24 protein-coding genes and 1 pseudogene are annotated in these 23,772 nt (G+C 57.3%); 11 read left to right on the forward strand and 14 right to left on the reverse strand.

All coding sequences use genetic code 11. The annotated features are described in order from the left end of the window. The first annotated feature begins 347 nt into the window (after window positions 1–347). Complete coding sequence (rpsO, locus tag BDE40_RS15675) at window positions 348–617, forward strand: 30S ribosomal protein S15 (protein WP_073145673.1); 270 nt, start codon at window positions 348–350, stop codon at window positions 615–617. A gap of 152 nt (window positions 618–769) precedes the next feature. Here the strand turns inward: rpsO and BDE40_RS15680 are convergent, their stop codons facing one another. Further along, a complete protein-coding gene (locus BDE40_RS15680; protein WP_134016130.1) occupies window positions 770–1,372 on the reverse strand; it encodes a class I SAM-dependent methyltransferase in 603 nt (200 codons plus the stop codon). Window positions 1,373–1,716: 344 nt separating this feature from the next. Here BDE40_RS15680 and pnp point away from each other — a divergent pair, with 344 nt between their 5' ends. The 3 genes from pnp (at window position 1,717) to BDE40_RS15695 (ending at window position 5,557) form a co-directional block, all read left to right on the forward strand. Beyond that, complete coding sequence (gene pnp, locus BDE40_RS15685; RefSeq protein ID WP_134016132.1) at window positions 1,717–3,852, forward strand: polyribonucleotide nucleotidyltransferase; 2,136 nt, start codon at window positions 1,717–1,719, stop codon at window positions 3,850–3,852. 134 nt (window positions 3,853–3,986) lie between these two features. Further along, window positions 3,987–4,874: a YghX family hydrolase gene (yghX, locus tag BDE40_RS15690; protein WP_134016134.1), complete on the forward strand. Its 888-nt coding sequence runs from the start codon at window positions 3,987–3,989 to the stop codon at window positions 4,872–4,874. A 122-nt stretch (window positions 4,875–4,996) separates the two neighbouring features. Next, a complete protein-coding gene (locus tag BDE40_RS15695) occupies window positions 4,997–5,557 on the forward strand; it encodes a L,D-transpeptidase (RefSeq protein WP_073145664.1) in 561 nt (186 codons plus the stop codon). Window positions 5,558–5,631: 74 nt separating this feature from the next. Here BDE40_RS15695 and BDE40_RS15700 read toward each other — a convergent pair whose 3' ends face one another. Next, entirely contained in the window at window positions 5,632–6,282 is a 651-nt protein-coding gene (locus tag BDE40_RS15700) for a peroxiredoxin (RefSeq protein WP_134016136.1), read from the reverse strand. A gap of 80 nt (window positions 6,283–6,362) precedes the next feature. Between BDE40_RS15700 and BDE40_RS15705 the strand changes: the two genes are divergently transcribed. Then, window positions 6,363–7,790, forward strand: a complete 1,428-nt coding sequence (locus tag BDE40_RS15705) for an aldehyde dehydrogenase family protein (RefSeq protein ID WP_134016138.1) — start codon at window positions 6,363–6,365, stop codon at window positions 7,788–7,790. Between the two features lie 112 nt (window positions 7,791–7,902). Here the strand turns inward: BDE40_RS15705 and BDE40_RS18445 are convergent. Next, a pseudogene (locus BDE40_RS18445) lies at window positions 7,903–8,031 on the reverse strand (4-hydroxyphenylpyruvate dioxygenase); the annotation flags it as partial. A 174-nt stretch (window positions 8,032–8,205) separates the two neighbouring features. On the opposite strand from BDE40_RS18445, the gene uraH reads away from it, so the two are divergent. After that, window positions 8,206–8,559, forward strand: coding sequence for a hydroxyisourate hydrolase (gene uraH / locus BDE40_RS15715; RefSeq protein WP_134016140.1), 354 nt, complete (start codon window positions 8,206–8,208; stop codon window positions 8,557–8,559). A gap of 22 nt (window positions 8,560–8,581) precedes the next feature. Here uraH and BDE40_RS15720 read toward each other — a convergent pair whose 3' ends face one another. From BDE40_RS15720 to BDE40_RS15760, 9 genes are all read right to left on the reverse strand, one after another. Next, window positions 8,582–9,229 (reverse strand): RluA family pseudouridine synthase, encoded by a 648-nt coding sequence (locus BDE40_RS15720; protein ID WP_246030485.1) that lies wholly within the window; start codon window positions 9,227–9,229, stop codon window positions 8,582–8,584. Beyond that, on the reverse strand, window positions 9,219–10,112 hold the full coding sequence (gene rarD / locus BDE40_RS15725) for an EamA family transporter RarD (protein WP_134016144.1): 894 nt from the start codon (window positions 10,110–10,112) through the stop codon (window positions 9,219–9,221). Before rarD ends, BDE40_RS15720 begins: the two co-directional genes overlap by 11 nt. Window positions 10,113–10,149: 37 nt before the next feature. Further along, window positions 10,150–12,591: a GcvT family protein gene (locus tag BDE40_RS15730; RefSeq protein WP_134016146.1), complete on the reverse strand. Its 2,442-nt coding sequence runs from the start codon at window positions 12,589–12,591 to the stop codon at window positions 10,150–10,152. A gap of 13 nt (window positions 12,592–12,604) precedes the next feature. Then, window positions 12,605–15,052: a GcvT family protein gene (locus BDE40_RS15735; RefSeq protein ID WP_134016148.1), complete on the reverse strand. Its 2,448-nt coding sequence runs from the start codon at window positions 15,050–15,052 to the stop codon at window positions 12,605–12,607. A 40-nt stretch (window positions 15,053–15,092) separates the two neighbouring features. Continuing rightward, entirely contained in the window at window positions 15,093–15,428 is a 336-nt protein-coding gene (locus tag BDE40_RS15740) for a GFA family protein (RefSeq protein WP_134016150.1), read from the reverse strand. Then, window positions 15,428–16,048, reverse strand: coding sequence for a LysE family translocator (locus tag BDE40_RS15745; RefSeq protein ID WP_134016152.1), 621 nt, complete (start codon window positions 16,046–16,048; stop codon window positions 15,428–15,430). Before BDE40_RS15745 ends, BDE40_RS15740 begins: the two co-directional genes overlap by 1 nt. A gap of 1 nt (window position 16,049) precedes the next feature. Beyond that, window positions 16,050–16,622, reverse strand: a complete 573-nt coding sequence (locus BDE40_RS15750; protein WP_134016154.1) for a helix-turn-helix domain-containing protein — start codon at window positions 16,620–16,622, stop codon at window positions 16,050–16,052. An 83-nt stretch (window positions 16,623–16,705) separates the two neighbouring features. Next, window positions 16,706–17,158 carry a GAF domain-containing protein gene (locus tag BDE40_RS15755; RefSeq protein ID WP_134016156.1) on the reverse strand — a complete coding sequence of 151 codons (453 nt, stop codon included), beginning with the start codon at window positions 17,156–17,158 and terminating at the stop codon, window positions 16,706–16,708. Beyond that, window positions 17,159–18,325 (reverse strand): thiolase family protein, encoded by a 1,167-nt coding sequence (locus tag BDE40_RS15760; protein WP_134016158.1) that lies wholly within the window; start codon window positions 18,323–18,325, stop codon window positions 17,159–17,161. A gap of 97 nt (window positions 18,326–18,422) precedes the next feature. Between BDE40_RS15760 and BDE40_RS15765 the strand changes: the two genes are divergently transcribed. The 3 genes from BDE40_RS15765 to BDE40_RS15775 all read left to right on the forward strand — a co-directional run bounded on the left by BDE40_RS15765 (window position 18,423) and on the right by BDE40_RS15775 (window position 21,115). Then, a complete protein-coding gene (locus tag BDE40_RS15765; RefSeq protein WP_134016160.1) occupies window positions 18,423–18,776 on the forward strand; it encodes an STAS domain-containing protein in 354 nt (117 codons plus the stop codon). Continuing rightward, window positions 18,773–19,264, forward strand: a complete 492-nt coding sequence (locus BDE40_RS15770; protein WP_134016162.1) for an ATP-binding protein — start codon at window positions 18,773–18,775, stop codon at window positions 19,262–19,264. The genes BDE40_RS15765 and BDE40_RS15770 overlap by 4 nt, the downstream gene beginning before the upstream one ends. Window positions 19,265–19,534: 270 nt before the next feature. Then, on the forward strand, window positions 19,535–21,115 hold the full coding sequence (locus BDE40_RS15775; RefSeq protein WP_134016164.1) for a gamma-glutamyltransferase family protein: 1,581 nt from the start codon (window positions 19,535–19,537) through the stop codon (window positions 21,113–21,115). Here BDE40_RS15775 and hspQ read toward each other — a convergent pair. Continuing rightward, the gene (hspQ, locus tag BDE40_RS15780; RefSeq protein WP_134016166.1) at window positions 21,112–21,441 is read right to left on the reverse strand and encodes a heat shock protein HspQ; all 330 of its coding nucleotides are present in this window, start codon (window positions 21,439–21,441) and stop codon (window positions 21,112–21,114) included. The two genes, BDE40_RS15775 and hspQ, sit on opposite strands and share 4 nt — an antisense overlap. An 85-nt stretch (window positions 21,442–21,526) precedes the next feature. Here hspQ and BDE40_RS15785 point away from each other — a divergent pair, with 85 nt between their 5' ends. Both BDE40_RS15785 and BDE40_RS15790 read left to right on the forward strand, forming a co-directional pair. After that, window positions 21,527–22,408 carry an AEC family transporter gene (locus BDE40_RS15785; protein ID WP_134016168.1) on the forward strand — a complete coding sequence of 294 codons (882 nt, stop codon included), beginning with the start codon at window positions 21,527–21,529 and terminating at the stop codon, window positions 22,406–22,408. Window positions 22,409–22,503: 95 nt separating this feature from the next. After that, entirely contained in the window at window positions 22,504–23,088 is a 585-nt protein-coding gene (locus BDE40_RS15790; RefSeq protein ID WP_134016170.1) for a transglycosylase SLT domain-containing protein, read from the forward strand. A 5-nt stretch (window positions 23,089–23,093) separates the two neighbouring features. Here BDE40_RS15790 and BDE40_RS15795 read toward each other — a convergent pair whose 3' ends face one another. Further along, window positions 23,094–23,699: a LolA family protein gene (locus BDE40_RS15795; RefSeq protein WP_073145617.1), complete on the reverse strand. Its 606-nt coding sequence runs from the start codon at window positions 23,697–23,699 to the stop codon at window positions 23,094–23,096. Window positions 23,700–23,772: the final 73 nt, after the last annotated feature.

The following is a 23,772-nucleotide window of genomic DNA, read 5'->3' on the forward strand; positions in this document are numbered from 1 at the left end:
TTTTTACAAAACAAACTTTGTTAATCATATGTTAAGGATTAGGTGACGGGCCAGACAAATCGCCATATTTTGGACAAACTTCTGCCACACTGCTTCCATTGTTTCCGTTTGGAGGACAGAGACGCCAAGTGCGTGATTTTATGTGATTCAATCGTGCTAACCGGTATCGCACCTGCTTGATTTAGCCCGGAATACCACCTTTCAGCGATGCAAAGATTCGGGCTTTCCATTCGTACCAAAACGACCTATACGCGCCCATCCGCTAGCAATAGCGGTGCACTCCATGGGCCTTGCTGGACGACATCCCGGCCTGCGCCATTCACACTAACCTTTAAAAGGAGACCCCGATGTCGATTACTGCTGAAGAAAAAGCACGCCTGATGAAGGAATTCGCGACCAAAGAGGGCGACACCGGTTCGCCTGAAGTTCAGGTCGCTATCCTTACTTCGCGCATCACCACGCTGACCGAGCACTTCAAAACCCACAAAAAAGACAACCACGGTCGTCGTGGCCTTTTGAAGATGGTTGCTCTGCGTCGTAAGCTACTGGATTACACCAAAGGCAAAGACGAAGCGCGCTACCAAGACCTGATCAAACGCCTTGGCATTCGTCGCTAGGCCATTTGCACCACGCTGTATGATCGGTTTCCTAGGAAACTTGCGTACTGCTACAGGTTGAAATCAATAGAACGCCCGCCCCACTTGGCGGGCGATTTTACATGTCGGGCAATGTATCCAGTCGAATTGGCAATAACGAAGCGCCCCGCCTTTCAGCCAGTCATGAAAACATCGTAGCGCGTTGATTTCCCCAATATTTGATGGGAACACGCCCGTATCCCCTCGATTGGATCCGCCTTCGCTGGCCATTTTAAAACCACTCGATTGCGTGCATTCGCAAGCGCCACACGCACAAGATCGGCGGCATCATCATCCGTTCCAACAATTTCGCGGACTTGGCGTAGCTCACGCTTCACCAGAGCAGAGTTTTTGCGCGGTGGATGCATCGGGTCGATCAGGATTGCTTCGCAAGACAGGTCAGGCAGCACGTCTTTCGCATCGCCTCTCAACAGCGTCATCCGGTTAATAATATCACGAAACTCGCCCCCTTCTTTGAAGGCGCACTCCATACCCTGCGCCAACAACGCATGCATGTGTTCCGACCGCTCGATCAACGTAACCTGCGCCCCTAAAGACGCCAACAAGAATGCGTCTCGGCCCAAGCCGGCCGTTGCATCAACAATCGCAGGCGTCTTGCCCGCGCGTAGCCCCATGGCTTTTGCCAGCGCTTGCCCTCGCCCCCCTCCGAACCGAAGGCGATGCGCAACAGCCCCGCTGACGAAATCAACGCGCAACTCTCCTGCGCCCTTTGTCATGCTCGATTCACCACAAATTCCCGCATTAGTGTCAAAAACCCCTTTCCTAGCCTCGTAGCCGATTTTCTTCGGCTGTCATATGCTCCGAATGCTGATTTTGAGGACCAAACCCTTGGTGAACTTGAGAAGCTTCGCACTTCTAATTGATCATGTTAGGCAGCATTGGCGCTCTGCCCAAGCTCCCCACTTCCCAAACGCCTCAAACCCCTATATAGCCCGCACATCTGAGACTGTGCGCCCTGACCCTAGGCGTATGCATAAAGGATAGGGGTCGGCGGCAATGGGGCCGCCATTTACACGGGAGACCCGGAACGCCGGGAGTGCTCCCATATAGGAAACGACACATGTTTAACGTGACTAAAAAATCCATCGAGTGGGGCGAAGAAACGCTGACACTCGAAACCGGCAAGATTGCCCGTCAAGCCGACGGCTGCGTGATTGCCACCTACGGCGAGACCTCTGTTATGGCCGCCGTGACTTTTGCGAAAGCGCAAAAGCCGGGTCAGGACTTCTTCCCGCTGACCGTTCACTACAACGAGAAATACTACGCTGCGGGTAAAATCCCCGGCGGCTTCTTCAAGCGTGAGGCCCGCCCCACCGAGAAAGAAACCCTGACTTCGCGTCTGATCGACCGTCCGATCCGCCCGCTGTTCGTCCCCGGCTTCAAAAACGAAGTTCTGGTGATCTGCACCGTGCTGTCCCACGATCTGGTCAACGACCCTGACATGGTTGCGATGATCGCAGCCTCTGCTGCGCTAACCATTTCCGGCGCGCCGTTCATGGGTCCGATTGCGGCCTGCCGCGTGGGTTTTGAGGATGGCGACTACATCCTGAACCCAGAACTCGATGACATGCACAACCTGCGCTACAACCCAGAGCAGCGTTTGGACCTTGTTGTTGCAGGCACCAAAGACGCTGTGATGATGGTTGAATCGGAAGCCTACGAGCTGTCCGAAGAAGAAATGCTTGGCGCCGTGGAGTTTGCTCACGAGCAAATCCAGCCTGCGATCGACCTGATCATCGACTTCGCTGGCGAATGCGCCAAAGAGCCGTTTGACTTCACACCTCCTGACTACTCCGACCTGTACAAGGCCGTTGCCAAGTCTGGTGAAAAAGCCATGCGTGCCGCTTACGCGATCACTGACAAGCAGGAGCGCACCGCCGCTGTGTCCGCAGCCAAAGAGACCGCCAAAGAAGGTCTTTCGGAAGAGCAACTCGCCGACGAGAATCTTGGTTCTGCGCTGAAAAAGCTCGAATCCACAGTCCTTCGCGGCGACGTGGTGAAGAACAAGAAACGCATCGACGGTCGTAACTTGGATGAAATCCGCGACATCGTATCCGAAGTTGGCCTGCTGCCACGGACCCACGGTTCCGCCCTGTTTACACGTGGCGAAACCCAAGGTCTGGTTGTGACCACATTGGGTACCGGCGATGACGAGCAGATGATCGACAGCCTGCAAGGCATGTATAAGTCTAACTTCCTGCTGCACTATAACTTCCCTCCATATTCGGTTGGTGAAGTTGGTCGTTTCGGCCCTCCCGGTCGTCGTGAAATCGGTCACGGTAAACTTGCATGGCGCGCCCTTCAGGCCGTTCTGCCAGCCCCGACCGACTTCCCGTACACGATCCGCTTGGTCTCCGAGATCACCGAATCCAACGGCTCGTCCTCCATGGCGTCCGTTTGCGGTGGCTCCTTGTCCATGATGGACGCAGGTGTGCCATTGAAAGCACCGGTTGCCGGCGTGGCCATGGGTCTGATCCTTGAAGACGACGGCTCCTATGCGGTTCTGTCGGATATCTTGGGTGACGAGGATCACCTTGGCGACATGGACTTCAAAGTGGCTGGTACCGAGAACGGCATCACCTCGTTGCAAATGGACATCAAGGTTGCGGGCATCACGCCAGCCATCATGAAAACCGCTCTGGCGCAGGCCAAAGAGGGCCGGATGCACATTCTGGGCGAGATGAACAAAGCGCTGTCTTCGGCTGGTGACTTCTCGGTTCACGCACCACGTATTGAGACCATGCAGATCCCAACGGATAAAATCCGCGAAGTGATCGGCTCTGGCGGTAAGGTCATCCGCGAGATCGTGGAAGTGTCCGGTGCGAAAGTGGACATCAACGACGAAGGTATCATCAAGATCGCGTCGCCGAACGGTGAAGCCATCAAGAAAGCCTACGACATGATCCACTCGATCGTGGCAGAGCCAGAAGAAGGTGCCGTATATACCGGTACTGTCGTGAAAATCGTCGACTTCGGCGCTTTCGTGAACTTCTTCGGCAAGCGCGACGGTCTGGTCCACGTGTCCCAAATCGAAAACCGCCGTTTGAACCACCCTTCCGACGTCCTGAAAGAGGGCCAGGAAGTGAAAGTCAAACTGTTGGGCTTTGACGATCGCGGCAAGGTTCGCCTGTCGATGAAAGTTGTCGATCAGGAAACTGGCGAAGAAGTCAAAAAAGAGGAAGCGGCAGAGGAGTAAATTCCAACCCGTTCCTGAAAATCAGAAGCCCCGGTGGAAACGCCGGGGCTTTTTTTGTGATTGCATGACAGATTGCCGAACGCTGCAGCGGTGCTACAATTTGAGTCCCCCGTTACCCAACAGGAGATACTCCAATGCAACGCAAGAAAGCCTCCGACTTCGACCCTCGCCTACTGGAACTCTATGACGGCTACGTGCACGGCAAGATGACCAAGCGCGCCTTCATGTCAAATGCGACTAAATATGTGGCTGCCGGTGTCACCGCCGCCGTGGTTCTGGAAAGCTTGCAACCGAACTATGCCTTGGCCCAGCAAGTGGCCCCGGACGACCCCGAGATCGAAACCATGACTGTCGAATACGAAAGCCCCGAAGGCCACGGCACCATCAAGGGCCTTATGGCGAAGCCAGCCGGGGCTACCGGGAAACTCCCTGCCGTACTTGTGATCCACGAAAACCGTGGGCTGAACCCCTATATCGAAGATGTCGTGCGACGTGCCGCCAAGGCGGGATATCTGGCCTTTGGACCTGACGGGCTGACACCTCTCGGTGGCTACCCGGGCAACGACGACGACGGACGCGCCATGCAAAAGGAACTCGACAGCACAAAGCTGATGGAAGACTTCTTCGCCGCGTTCGAGTTTCTTGCTAGCCACGAAGGATCAACTGGCAAAGTTGGCGCAGTCGGCTTTTGCTATGGTGGTGGCGTCTGCAACGCTTTGGCGGTGGCTTATCCGAACTTGGCCGCCTCAGTACCTTTCTACGGACGCCAGCCCAATGCCGAGGACGTGCCTGCGATCAAAGCGCCACTTCTGATCCATTACGGTGGGTTGGATGAGCGCATCAACGCCGGATGGCCTGCCTATGAGGCTGCGTTGAAAGAAAACGGCAAATCATACGAGGCACATATTTACGAGAACGCAAACCATGGCTTCCACAACGACACAACGCCCCGCTACGATGAAGCGGCTGCGAAACTGGCCTGGGACCGAACACTGGCGCATTTTGCTGCTAACCTAAGCTAAGTTTGCAGATTGATGCGGAAGGGGTAATCACGTGGCTGTTATTGCCCCTTTCGGCAATTCTCCGCTACAATGCCCGAGTAATGCCACCTCTCGAACATAGGGAGGATAGTAAGGGACATAGAATGATTGACCGTCGCACACTTCTCACCACATCCATTGCTGCCGCAGCAATCGGCACACCCGCGCTGGCGCAACGCAAGCCGTGGGTCATGCCGGAAGAATACAAACCTCGTATTGTCACCCTGCAAGGCGACCTGCCTGCTGGTGAGGTGCATGTCGACCCACGCGCTTTTGCGCTTTACTGGACACTGCCAGAGGGCAAGGCCATCCGCTACACATGCGGTATCGGCCGCGCAGGCCTTTACGAGTCCGGCACGTTCACCGTCGGCGCAAAGAAAGAATGGCCCGCCTGGACACCGACGCAAGATATGATCGAGCGCAATCCTGCGGCTTACAAGAAGTGGGAAGATGGCCAACCCGGCGGACCCGACAACCCGCTAGGCTCACGCGCGCTCTATCTGTTTGTTCCGCGCAAGGGTGATACCTTCCTGCGCATCCACGGAACGTCTGCGCCTTGGACGATTGCTTCCGCAATCTCCAACGGGTGTGTGCGGCTTACCAACGCTCATATCGCGCATCTCTACCAGCAAGTCCCAAAAGGTGCGAAAGTCGTTTTGCACTAAACAAGCCGGCATTAGACACGAAAAAGGCCGACCCATGGGGGTCGGCCTTTGCATTTTCAGCAATAACAGTTGGCCTATGCAGGTGCTTTAACCGTGCGCAGATACGGCAATACCTCTGTCACTTCGCCAAATTTCGCCGCCGCGTCTTCAGCGTTTACCGAAGTTGGAACAATCACATCCTGACCCTGCTGCCAGTTAGCTGGTGTCGCGACACCTTTGGCTGCCATCTGCAAGCCGTCCAGCGCCCGCAGAATTTCCGCAAAGTTGCGGCCAACCGTCATCGGATAGGTCATGGACAGCTTCAGCTGCTTGTCCGGCCCCACGATAAAAACCGAGCGCACGGTGGCACTGTCGGCAGGCGTGCGACCGTCGGGCAAGTATGCCTCTGCGGGCAGCATGTCGAAAGCTTTGGCCATCTTCAGATCTTCGTCGGCTACGATCGCAAACTCGGCCTTGGCTTTCGCTACTTTCTCGATGTCACGCTTCCATTTGACGTGATCTTCGACCCCATCCACAGACACGCCCAGAACTTTGGTGCCTCGTTTGGCCCACTCGTCGGCAAGTTGGGCCACCGCGCCAAATTCAGTTGTGCAAACCGGTGTGAAGTCTTTCGGGTGCGAGAAGATAACGGCCCAGTTGTCCCCAACGAAATCATGCAGGCTGATATCGCCTTGATCAGTCGTTACCGTGATGTTCGGAATAGTGTCGTTAATACGCAGGCCCATGGCGGTCCCCTTCCATTTGTGGTTTCTATCCCCAATATAATACCAGCAACTGCCATACACACCCCCGAACGGAGCATCCCATGTCCAATCTCAAGAATTTCTACATTAACGGTCAATGGGTCGCACCCTCTACGCCAAATGACTTTGATGTCATCAACCCGTCCAACGAAGAAGTCTGTGCTACGATCTCTCTGGGTAGTGAGGCCGATACCAATGCAGCGGTAGCCGCCGCGCGCGCTGCTTTTGAAAGCTGGGCCTTCACACCAAAGGCAGAGAAGCTTGCCTTGCTCCGTAATTTGCTCGAAATCTACAAAGCGCGCTCCGAGGAAATGGCTCAAGCGATGTCCATGGAAATGGGCGCGCCGATGAAGCTGTCGCGTGCGCAACAAGTCGGTGCGGGTTCTTGGCACCTTGAAGGCTTCATCAACGCGTTCGAGACCTTTGAATTCGATACCCCCTACACAGCCACCGAGATGACGCTGCGCGAGCCTATCGGCGTCTGCGCCCTTATCACGCCGTGGAACTGGCCGATGAACCAAATTGTGCTGAAAGTTGTGCCTGCGATCGCCGCCGGCTGTACCGTAGTGCTGAAGCCGTCCGAAATTGCACCGCTGTCCGGCGTTCTGTTCTCCGAGTTCATGGACGAAGCAGGCTTCCCGCCCGGCGTCTATAACATGGTCAATGGCGATGGTCCGGGTGTTGGTTCGCAACTGTCTGCACATCCTGATGTTGATATGGTGTCCTTCACCGGATCCTCGCGTGCGGGCAAGCTGATCAGCAAATCCGCCGCCGACACATTGAAGCGCGTTTCGCTGGAACTTGGCGGCAAAGGTGCCAACATCATCTTTGCTGACGCCCGCGCAGATGCCGTGACCGACGGTGCCGTCCGCTGTTTCCGCAACACTGGCCAAAGCTGCAACGCCCCGACCCGAATGTTCGTTGAACGCTCTCGTTTTGACGAGGCCGTGGCCCAAGCCGAGGAGGCTGCGGAAGCCACGAAGGTTGCGCCCGCATCGGAGGATGGCGGCCATATCGGCCCACTTGTATCCGAGATGCAGTTCGACAAAGTGCAGGGCTTGATCGAAGTTGGGATCAAAGAGGGTGCGACACTCCTGGCCGGGGGGCCCGGACGTCCGGACGGGCTGAACCGTGGTTATTTCGCGCGCCCTACGATTTTTACCGACGTCACGCCGGACATGACGATCTACAAAGAAGAGATCTTTGGCCCTGTCCTCTGCCTCATGCCGTTCGACAGCGAGGCTGAGGTTATCGAGATGGCAAACGACACGCCCTACGGCCTGACAAACTACATCCAGACCGAGGACACCGAGAAACGCCGCCGCGTAGCGCGTCGTCTGCGGTCCGGTATGGTTGAAACCAATGGATCCGGCTTTGCGCAAGGTTCCCCGTTTGGCGGATACAAGCAATCCGGCAACGGCCGTGAAGGCGGCGTGTTCGGGATCGAGGAATTCCTTGAGGTGAAAGCTGTTTCCGGCTGGAACGATTAAGCATTTGGCTGTTGCGTTACTCGGTAGCGCAACAGCCTCCAACCACGATCAAGCCGTCACGGATTTATAGCGGCACGCCGCGCTGGATTTGATCCACTTCGATCAACTCGAACTATGCGCGGAAGTTGCCCCTCCCAAACCCGTCATCCACCTTGCGCTGGATGAACTCAAAGAGGATCGGCCCGATCACCGTCTTCGAAAAAACCTGCTATAGGATGAACGTCTGACCACCACCGACGACGCGCCACGCCATTGCAGGGGCGCACGGACCATGTTCAGTGACGAATTGCTCCGCCATGCCGCGAGATAGTCCGCAACTCGGTCTTCAAAAAATACGCGAAAGTGCCTTAACGCTGACGGGGTTTGCTTTCGGCGTCACCAGTTGAGACACTGATAAAAATCTTAGGAGCTTTTCATGTCCGGATACCTCACAACTCACGTCCTAGACACCGCCCGTGGCTGCCCCGCCGAGGGTATTTCAATCGACCTCTACCGCATCACAGGCGACGAGCGAGTTCACCTGAAAACGGTTGTGACCAACGATGACGGGCGGACAGATGCTCAGATCCTGCCTGCCGAGGAGTTTGAGTTGGGAACATATGAGCTGGTATTTCACGCCGGCGATTATCTTGACCGCACTGGGACACCGCCAGAAGAGCCCAGATTTCTCAATGTGATCCCGCTTCGCTTCGGCATGTCTGAGGCGCAACACTATCACGTCCCGTTGCTGCTGAGCCCATTCGGTTATTCAACCTATCGAGGCAGTTAGCAATCCAAGGCTTAGCTTACCGCTAAAACGGGGGCTTGGCCTTGAACTCAACCGATTTTCCGCCTTGCGGATGACGCATTTTCAAGCTTTCCGCGTGAAGCATCATACGTGGATATTCGCCTGCGTTTTCTGAATAGAACGGGTCGCCCAGTATCGGATGGCCCATAGCCTGCATATGCACCCTAAGTTGATGTGAGCGGCCGGTCTGCGGGTACAGTCGCATCCGGGTGGACCCATCTTTTACAGCGCCACGGCGCCATTGTGTAACGGCCTGTTTTCCACGCTCGAAATTCACATGCTGAAGCGGACGGTTTGGCCAATCGACAACCATTGGCAAATGGATTTCCCCTGTCTTACCCTCAACCTCACCAGCGACAATCGCGATATAGGTCTTCTTGGTATGGCGTCTTTCGAACTGAAGCCCCAAGTGACGCTGGGCCGATTTGGTCAAAGCAAAAACCATCACACCGGACGTATCCCGATCCAGCCGGTGAACCAGCAACGCGGTCGGGAAAGCGGCCTGAATACGGGTGATGAGGCAATCGGCCAGCCCCTCCCCCTTGCCGGGCACCGACAGCAGGCCCGCCGGCTTGTTCACCAACAGGATGTCCGCATCCTCGTGGATGATATCGAGCGGATCGGCGGGCGGGTTATAGTCGCTACTTCCCACGGTTTCGGACCATTGAATAGGTATACAGGATCAGCGCCGCCCAGATCATCGGGAAGGCAATGGCGCGGGCGGTGCCGAAGGGCTCCCCGAACACGAACACGGCGACCAGAAAGATCATCGTCGGCGCGATGTATTGCAGGATCGCGATGGTCGTCAGCCGAAGCCGCTTTGCCCCGTTCGCATACAAAAGCAGGGGAACGGACGTAACCACGCCGCACCCAAGCAGCATCCATGTATCGGTCGAAAAATGGCTGGTGCCCGCGCTGCCCGCGTAGATCCAATACGCCAATGCGGGAATCGAGAGGATCAAAACCTCCAGCAGAAAGCCCTGATTAGGGCCTATCGGCAGCGATTTCTTGAAGAACGCGTAGAAGCCCCAAGTCACGGTCAACCCGATCGCCGCCCAAGGCAAGCGGCCCGCGTCGAGGGTCAGCACCACGACAGCCGCAAACGCCAGCGCGATGGCGGCCCATTGAAGCGGTGTCAGCCGTTCATTCAGGATGAGGAACCCGAGGAAAAACGAGAATATCGGATTGATGTAATACCCCAAAGCCGCATCCAAGGCCCGGTCCGCCGCGATCGACCAGATGTAAATGCCCCAGTTCAGCGATATCAGCGTGGCGGTAACGCAGCCCATCGCAAGCATTTTGGGCGTTGTTAGAGCCGTTTTGATATCGCCCGTGCGTCCCATAAGGATCAGCACAAGTCCCGCCACTGGCACCGACCAGATAACTCGATGCACCACGATTTCGGCCGCAGGTATGTGCGACAGCGCCTTTATGTAAAGCGGCAGAAAGCCCCACAGGAAATACGCCGAGACGGCAAAACCCAGCCCGGCGGGGCTGTCTTCGGATCGGGGGCGAACATCGTTAAAGCGGGTCATATGGCCATTCACCATCACCACCCGCGAGTTGCAAGGGCTAGGCCTTCACGCGCTCCGATTTCGGGTCATAAAACGGCTTTGATGACACCTCTGCCTTAACGCGCGTTCCGGCGACGTCGATCTCGTAGCTGGATGCCAGCACATCCGCCAGCGCCTCCCCCTGACAGGGGACGTACCCCATGCCCATCGCGGCGCCCAGATGATGCCCATAGGCACCCGAAGTCAGGTAACTGACGATCTCCCCGTCGCGCAGAACTGGCTCCGCGTGGTAGAGCAGTGGCTCCGGATCGGTCAGCTTGAACTGCAAAAGACGCATGTTTAGACCCTTTTCGGCCTTCTCAAGCACCGCCTCCCGCCCGATAAAGTCAGGCTTGTCCTTCTTGACCGCAAAACCCAACCCCGCCTCCATCACGTGATCCTCGGAGGTGATATCGTGGCCAAAATGGCGGAAGCCCTTCTCCATCCGACAGCTGTCCATCATGTGCATGCCGCACAGCTTCAGGTTCATGTCGCGCCCTGCCTTGTACAGGGTCTCGAACACATGAGCCGCCTGATCGGCGCTGACATAGATCTCCCAACCCAACTCGCCCACATAAGTTACGCGATGCGCGCGAGCGAGGCCCATGCCGATCTCGATCTCTTGCGCAGTGCCAAAAGGGTTCACCGCGTTGGTGAAATCCGCAGGTGACACCTTATCGAGCAGCTTTCGCGCATTAGGCCCCATCACGGCCAGCACGCCTTCGGCCGCGGTCACGTCTGTGATCACAATACTGAAGTTACCCTGATGACGGCGCAACCAAGTCTCGTCCGCCAGTCTCGTCGCTGCGGGGGTGACCACCAAATAGGCCGTTTCCGACAGGCGCGTGACTGTCACGTCAGCCTCAATTCCCGCCTTGGCGTTCAGAAACTGGGTGTAAACGATCTTGCCCACTGGCACGGAATAATCGCCGCCCCCCACATAGTTCATGAACGCCTCCGCGTCGCGCCCTTCGACCCTGATCTTGCCGAATGAGGACATATCGTACATGCCCACATTGCTGCGAACCGCGTTGTGTTCGCGGGCGACATTGTCAAAGAAGTTCTGCCGCTTCCAAGAATACTCATACTTTGGCTCCTGCCCTTCATCCGCAAACCAGTTGGCACGCTCCCAACCAGCTAGCTCCCCCATCACCGCACCGCGCTCCAGTAGGTGCGCATGAAACGGCGTTCGGCGGACACCTCGCGCGGTTTTCTTTTGCAGATAGGGGAAGTGATCGGCGTAGAGCAGGCCGAGCGTTTCCTTGGACCGCTCGAACAGATAGGTCCGATTGCCTTGAAACGGCTGCATCCGGCTGATGTCCACGTCACCCAGATCAAACGGTTTCTGTCCCTCGTCCATCCACTGCGCCAGCGCGGAGCCCGCCCCGCCCGCAGACTGGATGCCGATGGAGTTGAAACCGGCAGCAACCCAGAAATTGTCCAGTTCCGGCGCAAGTCCAAGATGGTAGGCGTCATCCGGCGTGAACGATTCCGGACCGTTGAAGAACGTATGTATCCCTGCATCCGCCAGCATCGGCAGGCGCTCCACAGCGGCCTCCAGAATGGGCTCGAAGTGGTCGAAATCCTCTGGCAATTGGTCGAACTCGAAATCCTTGGGAATATCGAGCGTCCACGGCTTCGACACCGGCTCGAACGCACCCAGCAGCATCTTGCCTGCGTCTTCCTTGTAGTAGGCGCATTCGTCGGGAACACGGAGAACTGGCATCTGCGCCAGGCCGAGGATGGCTTCGGTGACGATGTAGAAGTGCTCGCAGGAATGAAGTGGCACATTGACGCCCGCCATTCTGCCGATCTGATGGCCCCACATCCCGCCGCAATTAACGACATGTTCCGCCTGAATAGAGCCTGTTTGGCCATCCTTGCCCTCCCAAGTCACACCCGTAACCCGACGGCCTTCCTTGTGGATGTCGGTGACCAGATACCCCTCTTTCACTGAAGCGCCATTCTGACGCGCACCCTTGGCCAGTGCGTGCGCGATGTTGGCCGGATCGCCCTGCCCATCGAGCGGCAGGTAGACCCCGCCAGTCACACCGTCGATGTTGAGATGTTCGTAGCGCTTCTTCACCTCTTGCGGCGAAATAGGCTCTGCTTCGACGCCGAAAGAGCGTGCCATCGCGGCTTGGCGGTTGATCTCCTCCAGTCGCTCGTCAGTCAGCGCAACCGTGATCGACCCACAACGCTTAAAGCCGGTCGCAACGCTCGTCTCGGCCTCCAGATCGCCGTAAAGCTCCTGACTGTATTTCGCCAGTTTCGTCATATTCTTGGTCGCGCGAAGCTGAGCGATAAGGCCAGCCGCGTGCCATGTGGTGCCGGACGTCAGTTGCTTGCGCTCCAAAAGCACCACGTCCTTCCAGCCCAGCTTGGCGAGGTGATAAGCGACGGAGCAACCAATAACGCCGCCACCGATGATAACGACGCGGGCATGTGTGGGAAGGGTCATTTCAGGTATCCTCTTACGCGCGGATGCGCTTGTTTTCAGGGTCCCACAACGGCTGATCCTCTTGCACAAGCGCCGGTCTGCGCTCACCGTAGATTTCGATCTCCAACTCCGTACCGGGTTGCGCCAAATCGGCTCTGATCATGCCTAATGCGATGGATTTGTTGATCCGGTAGCCCCAGTCGCCCGACGTGGTTTCACCCACCACCTCGTCGCCGTGCCAGATCGTCGACATGTGGGGCGCGTCGGCGTCGCCTGCGTCGACAACCAAAGTCACAAATGCCTTTTTAGAGCCTTGCTGCTTCTCCGACAGCAACGCCGCCTTGCCGGGGAAGTCCTGCGGCTTGTCGAAGCGAATGAAGCGCTCCAGCCCCCCTTCCAGCAGCGTGTAATCCGTGGACAAATCGCCTTTCCACGCGCGGTAGCCTTTTTCCATGCGCATGGAGTTCAGCGCGAACATCCCGAAAGGTTTTGCACCCGCGCCAAGCACTGCGTCGTAAAGCGTTGGCATGGTGGCGTTGTCGGCGTGGATTTCCCACCCAAGTTCCCCCGCAAACGAAACCCGCGCCAAGGCGCAATCGTGACCCGCGACCTTGGCCGCCTGAATGGTCAACCACGGGGCGGACAAGTCGGCATCAGTGCCCAGAGCTTCGAACAGTTCGCGCGATTTAGGGCCGGTCACAATCAGGGTCGAATACTCGGTGCTGTGGTCGGTCAGCGTCAGGACGTCCGGCAGGTCAAGCGCCAGCAAGTCGCGGTCGTGCCACTGTGCGCTTGCCGCGGTGATCAAGGTAAAGAAATCCTCTGCGTGCCGCAGGATCGACATCTCGGTAAGAATACGACCGCGACTGTCAGGGAAATAGGCGAGGTTCATGCGGCCCACCTTGGGCAAAGCCCCGGCAATCTTGCCGCGCAGGTATTCCGCAGCACCTTCGCCGGACAGATTGAACCGCGAGAATCCGGGCAGGTCCAGTACGCCCACACCGTCGCGCACCGCCTCAACCTCCTCTTTCACGCGGGCAGCCCAAGGGCCATTGCGACCCCATGTCTGGGTGCTTTCCTCGGACGTGTCGTCGCCAGATTTGGCAAACCAGTTGGCCCGTTCCCAGCCGTTATAGGCCCCCATAACAGCGCCCAATTCCCGCAGTTTAGGGTCTACTGGTGACAGTTTCTTGTCGCGGCCTGCAGGCCATGTGTGGTGCGGAAAGTGCATCGCGTATTCGTGCCCGTAGGTTTCCATCGCCTTGGCGTGGCAATAGTCCTGATCGGTGTAGTCAGTATAACGGCGCGGATCGACGGCCCACATATCCCATTCGGTTTCGCCATGGATGATCCATTCGGCGGCAACCTTGCCCGCACCCCCGCCTTGGGTGATGCCGAAGGTAAACACGCAGGCCTCATAAGCGTTCTTCACGCCCGGCATGGGACCGATCAGCGGCAGGCCATCGGGCGCATACGGAATAGGGCCGTTGATAACACGGCTGACGCCCTGACTGCCAAGCAGCGGCACCCGCGCCATCGCGTCTTCGATATACCACTCCAGACGCTCCAGATCGTCGGGGTAAAGCTGGAAGCTGAAATCCTCAGGCATAGGGTCTTCCGGCGTGACCCAATGCGCCTTGCAATTGCGCTCGTAAGGACCAAGATTCAGGCCGTTCTTGTCCTGACGCAGGTAGTAAGAGCTATCCACGTCGCGCAGCAGCGGCACCTTGCGGCCGTTCTCGGCGGTCCACGCGGCGATTTCGGGGATTTCGTCTGTCAGGAAATACTGGTGGGACATGGTCACCATCGGCACGGTGCGCCCGCCATAGGGCTTGAACCACTCCCCCACGCGCTGCGCGTAATAGCCCGCCGCGTTCACCACCTTTTCGCAGCGGATATCGCCCTTGTCGGTGTGGACGATCCACTCGTCCCCGTCCCTGGAGACCCCCGTCGCGGGGCAAAACCGCTCGATCCGCGCGCCCATCTGACGCGCGCCCTTGGCAAGCGCCTGTGTCAGCTGCGCAGGGTCGATGTCGCCGTCGTCAGGGTCCCAAAGGCCGCCTGCCAGATCGTGTGTTTCGATGAAGGGATAGCGGTCCTTGATGTCGTTCAGGTCCATCATCTCTAGATCGAGACCCTGATAGCGCCCCATGCCCCGCGCGCGTTCGAATTCCTGCATCCTTTCGTGGCTGTGACCCAGCCGAACAGACCCTGTTACGTGGTAATTCATCGGATAATCGACCTCGTCCGCCAGCCCCTTGTAGAGCGACAGAGAGTAGCGCTGCATGTTCATAATCGCCCAAGACGTGCTGAACGACGGGCAGTTGCCCGCCGCGTGCCATGTCGACCCTGCGGTCAGCTCGTTCTTTTCCAGCAGCACGCAGTCGGTCCAGCCTGCTTTGGCAAGGTGGTATAGGGTCGATGTGCCGACGACCCCGCCGCCGATGATGACCACACGGGCGGTTGTTGGGAAATCACTCATCTTCTTGCTCCTCTTGCCGGACGTTGTCCGTGATCTGGTATTAGTCGCCCTTGTCGGCGGTGAATATGTGGCGGGCCAAAGTCAGCCCCGTGGGACCGTCCATCGCACCAAGGGACACGCCCGTGTCCGGGTCGGCGTCGGATTTCCAGAACAGAAACGCGCCGCAGGTCGGGCAGAACCCGCGTCGGGCGGCGGGGCTGGACTGGTACCACTTCACCTCGCCCTCGACGCGCAACTTGTCGTCGTCGATCTGCACCGCCGCCCAGTAGTGGCCCGATTGCTTGCGACATTGGGAACAGTGGCAGGCGGCAGGGTCCCGCGCCGCCCCGTCGGCCTCGAAGCGCGCGCCTCCGCAAAGGCAACTTCCCTTGAGCATCACGCCCTCCCCGGTGTGGACGCGCTGCCAAGCAGCACGCCGTAGACGATGAAACACAGCGCCATGACGCGGCGCACCCAGACGTTGAGCACCGCCCCGATCGCCGCCCGGCCAAGGCCCGCGCCGATAGCAGTGAAGCCCGTGTAGCTGAGCGTCGTGATGACCAGCGCCGTGGGCATGATCACCCACATCTGCGACCAGACCGGAATGTCGGGCTGCACGAACTGGGTGAAGGCGGCAAAATAGCCCGCGACCGACTTGATGTTGATCGTCGCGATCAGGAACGCCCGCCCGTAAATCGAGTGCGCACTGACATGGCGTGGCTTGACCGGCTTGGCTGCGTTGAGCCACCCGCGGACGCCAAGGAACACCAGAAACGCGGCGCCGATGAGCTTGCCCCAGAAGAACGCCTCCGGCGCCTGGGCCAGCAATGCGGTGACGCCAGCCGCCGAAAGCAGCAGGAACAGGGTCGCTTGCGTCAGGATACCTAGCACGCCCCACAAGGCCCGCCGCAGCCCGTGCGTCATGCCGTTTTGGATGCAATTAACCGCGTTCGGGCCCGGTGTGGTCACGAAAACCACCCAGAACACCGCGAATATGATCCATCCCTCCCAAGACATCTCAATACACCGGCGGGGCGATGACCCAGATCACCACGGCAGGCGTCGGGTACGGGTTCATCCAGCGGAACGGCTCACCACGGACACGAAAGCTGTCCCCAACATTAAGCGTAAAGGTTCGTCCAGCAACCCACAGATCAAGCCTGCCAGCGATGACATAACCCACCTCCTGCGTCGGGCGGTTGACGGGGTCGGCAATCTCGCTGAACGGCTCGAAGGTGGAATGGACCACCTCGAAATCATCCGTCAGATCAGGGGACAAAAGCTCCTCGACCAGCCCGGCCTCCCGCGAGCCGATGGGCCTGCGCGAGCCTGCCCTGACGACGAAGCCCTGCTCCTCCGCAACCACCGCATCCTGCCGGAATAGACTCGAAACAGACACGTCCAGCGCCTTCGCCATGTGGCGCAAATCGGTGATCGACGGCTCCGACTTGTCCCGCTCCACTTGACTGAGCCACCCGACCGAGCGGTCCATGGTCTCGGCCAGATCCGACAACGTCAGCCCACGCGCCTTACGCAGCGCCCGCAGGTCCGCGCCAAGGGTCTTGGTCTTGCCCGGCTGCGTATGCTTCATAAGACTTCCGTGAAATTTTTGTCCATTTTTTCACCAAAGAGCAAATCGCATGAGTCGCGCAAGAAAAATCTGCACGCACAGGGTCAAACCCTGCCGAACACCGCCGTGAGAATTGCCGCCAGACGCTCTGCGTCCTCGGTCGTAAACGCATCCGCTTGATCGCTGTCTATATCGAACACCGCAATCAGCCGTCCTGACCCGTCCCACACCGGCAATACCAGCTCCGAGCGGGTGGAGGACGCGCAGGCGATGTGACCGGGGAAGGCCTCGACATCCGGCACCAACTGCACCTGTTCCAATCTTGCCGACGCGCCGCAAACCCCGCGCGAAAACGGGATCGTCAAACAGCCATGTCCGCCTTGATAGGGTCCGATTTTCAGCAATTCCGGCCCGACAACGCGGTAGAATCCTGTCCAGTCGAAACGGTCGTCAGCATGGTGCACCTCACACGCGACCGTGGCCATCAGGGCGACCGCGTCGTCCTCACCCTCGACCAGTGCGTCGATGGTTTTTGCGAGTGTGTAGTAGTCGACCATTCAGACCCGCTCGATGGCAATCGCGGTGCCTTCGCCGCCGCCGATGCAGATCGCCGCGACGCCACGCTTGAGGCCACGGGTTTCGAGCGCATTCAGCAAGGTGACCATGATCCGCGCGCCCGACGCGCCAATCGGGTGGCCCAAGGCACACGCGCCGCCGTTGACGTTCACGATATCCCGCTCCAGCCCCATTTCATGCATGAACGCCATAGGCACCACGGCAAAGGCTTCGTTAACCTCCCAAAGGTCGACATCCGCGACCTCCCACCCGATCCGCTCCAGCAGCTTCTTCGCCGCAGGCACAGGCGCGGTCGTGAACAGCCCCGGCGCCTGCGCGTGGCTGGTATGACCGATCACACGGGCGCGGGGCGTCAGGCCATGGGCTTTCACACCCGCCTCGGACGCCATGACCAGTGCGGCCGCCCCGTCCGAGATAGAAGACGAATTCGCAGCGGTCACCGTGCCACCGTCGCGGAATGCCGGTTTAAGTTGCGGGATTTTCTCTGGCCGGGCGTTGCCGGGCTGCTCGTCCTGCGACACCGTGTAGGGCTTGCGGCCTTGCACCTCGACCGCCGCGATTTCCGACGTGAAGGCGCCGCTTTCCTGCGCCGCCAGAGCGTTGGACAGGGACCGCAAGGCATAGTCGTCCTGCGCCTCGCGGGTGAACTGGAACGCCTCGGCGCAATCCTCGGCAAAGGTGCCCATCAGGCGACCCTTGTCATAGGCGTCCTCCAACCCGTCGAGAAACATCGAATCCTGCACCGCCTGATGCCCGATCCGCGCCCCGCCGCGCATTTTCGGCAGCAAATACGGCGCGTTGGTCATACTCTCCATGCCGCCCGCGACCATGGTTTGCACATGGCCCAGAGCAAGCTGGTCAAACGCCATCATCGCGGCTCGCATCCCCGAGCCGCACATCTTGTTCAGAGTCGTGGCCGGAACCTCCTCGCCGAGTCCGGCCGCGAATCCCGCCTGACGTGCGGGTGCTTGACCCTGACCCGCAGGCAGCACGCATCCCATCAACAACTCATCAACTGTGGTCAGGCCGGATTGCGCAAGCGCCGCCTTGATGGCGACCCCGCCAAGTTGGGGAGCATCGACACCACTCAGGGCACCTTGAAAACCGCCCATCGGGGTTCGGCTTGCACCAATGATATATACGGACATTTTGAAACACCTTTGCTGATAGCCATGATCGAATGCATACCGAATGGTAACCTTTGGCGTCTAGTCCAAGAACCTGAAAAGATCAGGAGCACGGACCATGATGCAAACGACAACACACCAAGATGGCATACTTGTTCTGACGCTGTCAGCGACACGTATTGATGCAGCCAGCGCGATCCACTTCAAAGACGAATTCAAAAATGCGACCGCCGCTCCAGCGAAGCGTGTCATCATGGACCTTGCCTCTGTCACCTTTATGGACAGCAGTGGTCTGGGGGCGATGGTCGCCGCATTGAAGTCTTTGGATGGGCGTAAGTTGGAATTGTGTAATCTGACTGCGGCAGTCGACAAAGTATTCCGGCTTACCCGTATGGATAAGGTGTTTCCAGTGCACGCCAGTATGAAAGATGCCCTCACATATAATAGCCCGAAGGGTGTGGACGCCGCATGAGCAGCTTGGCCCGTTTGCCACTCTCTTTTGGAGCTCCCCGCCTTCACTACGAAGAAACAATCAACGCAGACCCGATCTCCATCCGTGATACGATTGTGGAAATTATGAAGCGTTTGCAGCACGAATTTCCGGCGCAATCGGAGGGGATTATCAGTACCGAAATTGTTTTGGCGGAAGTGCTGAACAACATCGCCGAACATGGCTACAACCAGTCCAATCTTGGAGACATCATCGTTTCGGTCCTTTGCACGGACGACATGATCTCGGTCGAGACGCGGGATTATGGATTGCCAATGCCCGGCCTAAACCCACCTGAAGCAGAGCTAGAAGATTTACCAGTGAGTATCGATGATCTTCCCGAAGGCGGATTCGGATGGTTCTTTATCCGCAGTCTTTCGTCCCACATGGAATATCGCCGCGCAGCTTCACAGAATATTTTCTGTGTGCAGATCCCAACTGTTTCCGAAATGGCAACTCAGAAACCCTGAAAGATCACACTTAATCACAAGGCTGAACAGTTCACATTTTTGCCATGTTATTCACTCTCAATGGTCTAATTTTTCTCGTCGAGACGCCACACTCCAATGCGAAAAATTTGGTGTAGCTGCAGAGCTTCACTCGGCGTCGTGTTATCAGCCCCCACCCAGATGCGCGACGCCGAGGACCATTCTTGCGGCCGTTTCCCGATCTTTCCATCTTCCATAGACATTCCCATTTTGACGCCTATCCTCTCGTTTAACCACAGGGGAGCCAATATCATGCGCGACTTTCATCAACCCGGACGCTCGACGGTATTCGCGACAAATGGCATGTGCGCCACGTCTCATCCATTGGCTGCTAAAGTTGCTGTGCAGATGCTGGAGGCTGGTGGAAACGCAGTCGATGCGGCCATCGCCGGGGCGGTATTGCTTGGGTTTTGCGAACCCCAGATGACCGGCATCGGCGGCGATTGCTTCGTATTGCTCAGCAAGCCCGGAGAGCCTGATATTATCGCATTGAACGGGTCGGGGCGCGCGCCGAAAGGGCTGTCTGCTTCTGAAATACGCAAGAAAAAGCTCAAAAATGTTCCAGTGGACACCGTTGACGCGATCACCCTGCCCGGTGCGATCGACGCGTTTTGCCGCCTCAGCAAGAATCACGGAAAACTTGGCCTCAAGGCAATTCTTGCGCCATCCATTTACTACGCCGAGGCCGGTGTGCCAGTGGCCCCACGCACCAGTTTCGATTGGACGCAGGCAGAAGACACCCCAAAAGGGGCGGCAGCAAAATATTACCTACTGGAAGGCAAAGCTCCGAAACCTGGTCAGTTGTTCCGCTCACCACAGCAAGCAGAAGTTCTACGACTCGTCGCCGAGCGTGGGCGCGCCGGCTTTTACGAGGGTGAAGTGGCGGAAGATATGGTGACATCGTTGCAAGCCGCGGGCGGCACCCACACCCTTGACGATTTCGCCGAAACTTCGTGTGACTACACGGCTCCGGTTTCCGGTGTCTACAAAGGAACAGATTTGGTTGAGCACCCGCCAAACGGGCAAGGTGCCACTGCGATTTTGATGAACAACATACTCGGCCATTTTGACTTGGCGTCGATGGACCCGCTCGGTTCAGCGCGCGCCCATATTGAGATCGAAGCCTCAAAACTTGCCTACGACGCGCGCAACAGGTTCTTGGCAGATCCGGATTTCACCACCCGCATCAATCATATGCTCGCGCCCGAAACGGCCACAGACTTGGCAGCACTTATTGACCCCCAAAAAGCCATGTCATCGCCGAGCGTACTGTCCGAGCAGGTACACAAAGATACGGTTTACATCACAGTCGTGGACAAGGATTTGATGTCCGTGTCGCTGATCTATTCAATCTTTCACAGCTTTGGCTCTGGTATTGCCTCCGACAAATTCGGAGTCTTGTTCCAGAATCGAGGCTGCGGATTTTCGCTTGAGGAAGGTCATCCGAATGAAGCTGCTGGCGGCAAAAGGCCAATGCACACGATCATTCCGGGCTTGCTGCGTCAGAACGGTGAAACTGTAATGCCGTTTGGCGTCATGGGTGGTGCCTACCAACCCTGTGGGCACGCGCGCTTTGTGACCAACCTTGTGGATTTCGATATGCATCCACAGGCTGCGATCGACGCCCCCCGTTGCTTCTCCGATGAAGGTGAGTTGAGGGTGGAACGAGGGTACTCGGACGCCGCACGGCAAGAACTGAGCGACTTAGGCCATAACGTCACGATACCAAATGGCCCGATCGGCGGCGCACAAGCAATCTTCATCGACAGGGTAAACGGTGTTCTTCACGGGGCATCCGACCCACGGAAAGACGGTTGCGCGTTGGGGTACTAGTTGAAGTCGAACTGCAGCGGGTACCTTCCGCGCCCGTCATAGTCACCAAACATGGCGCTTAGATCGGGGTGATCGACAGGCTCTCCGGTCATATCGGCCGCGAGGTTTTGCTCGGACACATATGCCACGTAGTAGCTTTCATCGTTCTCGGCGAGCAGATGGTAGAACGGTTGGTCACGGTTTGGCCGGCTTTCAGCGGGAATGTTATCATACCATTCTTCAGTGTTCGAAAACTCGGCATCCACGTCAAAAATCACCCCCCGGAAGGGATGTTTCTTATGGCGCACAATTTGGCCCAGCGTGAATTTAGCTTGAGTTTTCAGCATAACATTGCAACCCCTACCCCTCCTAGATAGACCCTCAGCGGGTGATTTGTCCATAAATGGGCACCGATTTTCAGGGAAACAGTCTGTGAACTTAATTTTAACAGTTTTAGAGATTGTCGCTCCGGTGTTCATTCTCGCAGCCATCGGATTCGCATGGGTAAAACTTGGTTTCGACTACAGAATCGAGTTCGTGACGCGGCTGGCGATGACCCTTTCAGTCCCGTGCCTCATCTTTTCTGCCCTGATGCGCACCGAGATCGCTCCTGATGCGTTGACCAAAGTCTCTCTGGCGGCGGTTACTGCCTATGCCATTGTAACAGCTGGATGTTTTCTGCTGGTGAAGCTCGGACGGATGGATGTCCGTACCTATTTAGCGCCTTTGATTTTTGGGAATACCGGAAACCTTGGCCTGCCTCTCGCTTTGTTCGCCTTCGGCGATGAAGGGCTTGGTTATGCAGTGGTGATCTTCGCGATTATGGCGATTTATTCGTTCACCTTCGGTGTGTGGCTCGTGTCAGGAGGGGGGTCGGTCAGTAAGGTAATCAAAGAACCATTGGTTGGAGCCACGCTCCTCGGAGCGCTGTTTTTGGTGATGGATTGGGAAACACCTCGTTTCTTGACGAATTCTATTGATCTCATCGGACAGATGGCGATTCCCATGATGCTGATCACGCTCGGGGTTGCTGTCGCCCGCCTGAAACCACAGGGGGTGAGCAAAGCCATCGTCGCATCACTCCTGAAAGCCTGCATTTGCATCGCAGCCGCCGTAGCTGCCGGACTGTGGTTCGGATTATCGCAAACCCCGTTGGCCGTGCTGATTCTACAGGTCTCCACCCCGGTTGCTGTGACCTCCTATCTGTTGTCGGTCAAATACGAGGCCGACAGCGATGCTGTCGCCGGCCTTGTGGTGGTCTCCACGCTGCTATCTGTTGCCTATATCCCGCTCACGTTAACGTTTTTGGTTTAAACATAACGATTGCGGAGTTTGCCTAGGCCGGATTTTGCGCTAAGATTCTGAAAAGCCAAAGAGGCATAAAGCCCAAATCAAGGCGAGCAGGTACCATGAAAAAGATCTTCACCGCGTTAGCGTTTGTTCTTCTTGTGTCGGCATGTGGCGGCGGCGGAGGAAGCGCGCCGAACAACCTCGACAACGCGTGCTCCATTGTTTCCCAGCGCGCTAGTTGGCTAAAAGACATGAAAGCTGTGGAGCGCAAATGGGGCGTCCCGGTTCATGTGCAGATGGCAACCATCCATCAAGAAAGCAAGTTCGTGAGCGACGCACGTACGCCGTTCCGATACGCGATTGGCGTCATCCCGATGGGGCGGCAAAGCTCGGCTTATGGCTTTAGTCAGGCCCTTGATGCCACATGGAAAGAGTACAAAGTGGACCAGCGCCGCCAAAGCGCCAAGCGTGACAAGTTCCGCGATGCCGTGGACTTCATGGGTTGGTATATGGACGGCAGTTCCGAGCGTCTGGGTATTTCTAAATACGACGCGCGCAACCAATATCTGGCCTATCATGAAGGTCGCACAGGCTTCGCCCGTGGGTCGTATAACCGTAAATCATGGTTGCTACGGGTCTCTCAGGCGGTCGCTGACCGCTCTGAAATGTACCGTTACCAGCTGATCAGCTGCGGCAAGGCATAGGGGGCCTAGTTTAGCCCCCTCGCCTGAATTTCTTGAGGAATGTTGAAGGGGCGCGCGCCGATTTTGACACCTTTCTTCAGCTCGCCAAGAATGACAGTGGTCTGGCCACCTGCATCGTTGGTGATAACCCATTGGCGAAGTTCAACCGGATTAGACGTGAATTTCAGCTGAATATTGCCGTATTCTGGATGCTGCGGGTCCTGCACCTTCACGACAGTCGCCGTGCCATCGTCGCGATGGCCAACAACCATGTTAGAGCGGCTGAAATCGACGTTCCGTGCCAAAATCAAGTTCAGCGGAGTGCGCTTCAAAGGGAACTGCTCTGGTGGGACGTTTGATTTCGGATCAAAAACCGCAACTTGACTGCCGCCAGCAATGACAAGGCTGTCATCGGGTGGGGCGTAATCAAATCGAACGCGCCCGGGCCGTTTGATCAGGATTTCCCCGGTCGTCACCGACCCGTCCTCATTGATCTGCGTAAAGTCACCCTTCGCTGTCTGGAAGCTGTTGAGATAGTTGGAGATTTGCGAAAGCGAAATCTTCTCAGCCATAGCTGGCACCGCCAAAGCAAGCGACAGAACAGGGGCAAGGATCAGTTGTTTTATCATCATGACCTCAAGATAAGCAAAAGGCCGGGGGTTTAAACCCTCGGCCCTTCACGAAGCTGACATATGGCGCAATATT

It is taken from the genome of Litoreibacter halocynthiae, from assembly GCF_004365635.1.
Classification (GTDB): domain Bacteria; phylum Pseudomonadota; class Alphaproteobacteria; order Rhodobacterales; family Rhodobacteraceae; genus Litoreibacter; species Litoreibacter halocynthiae.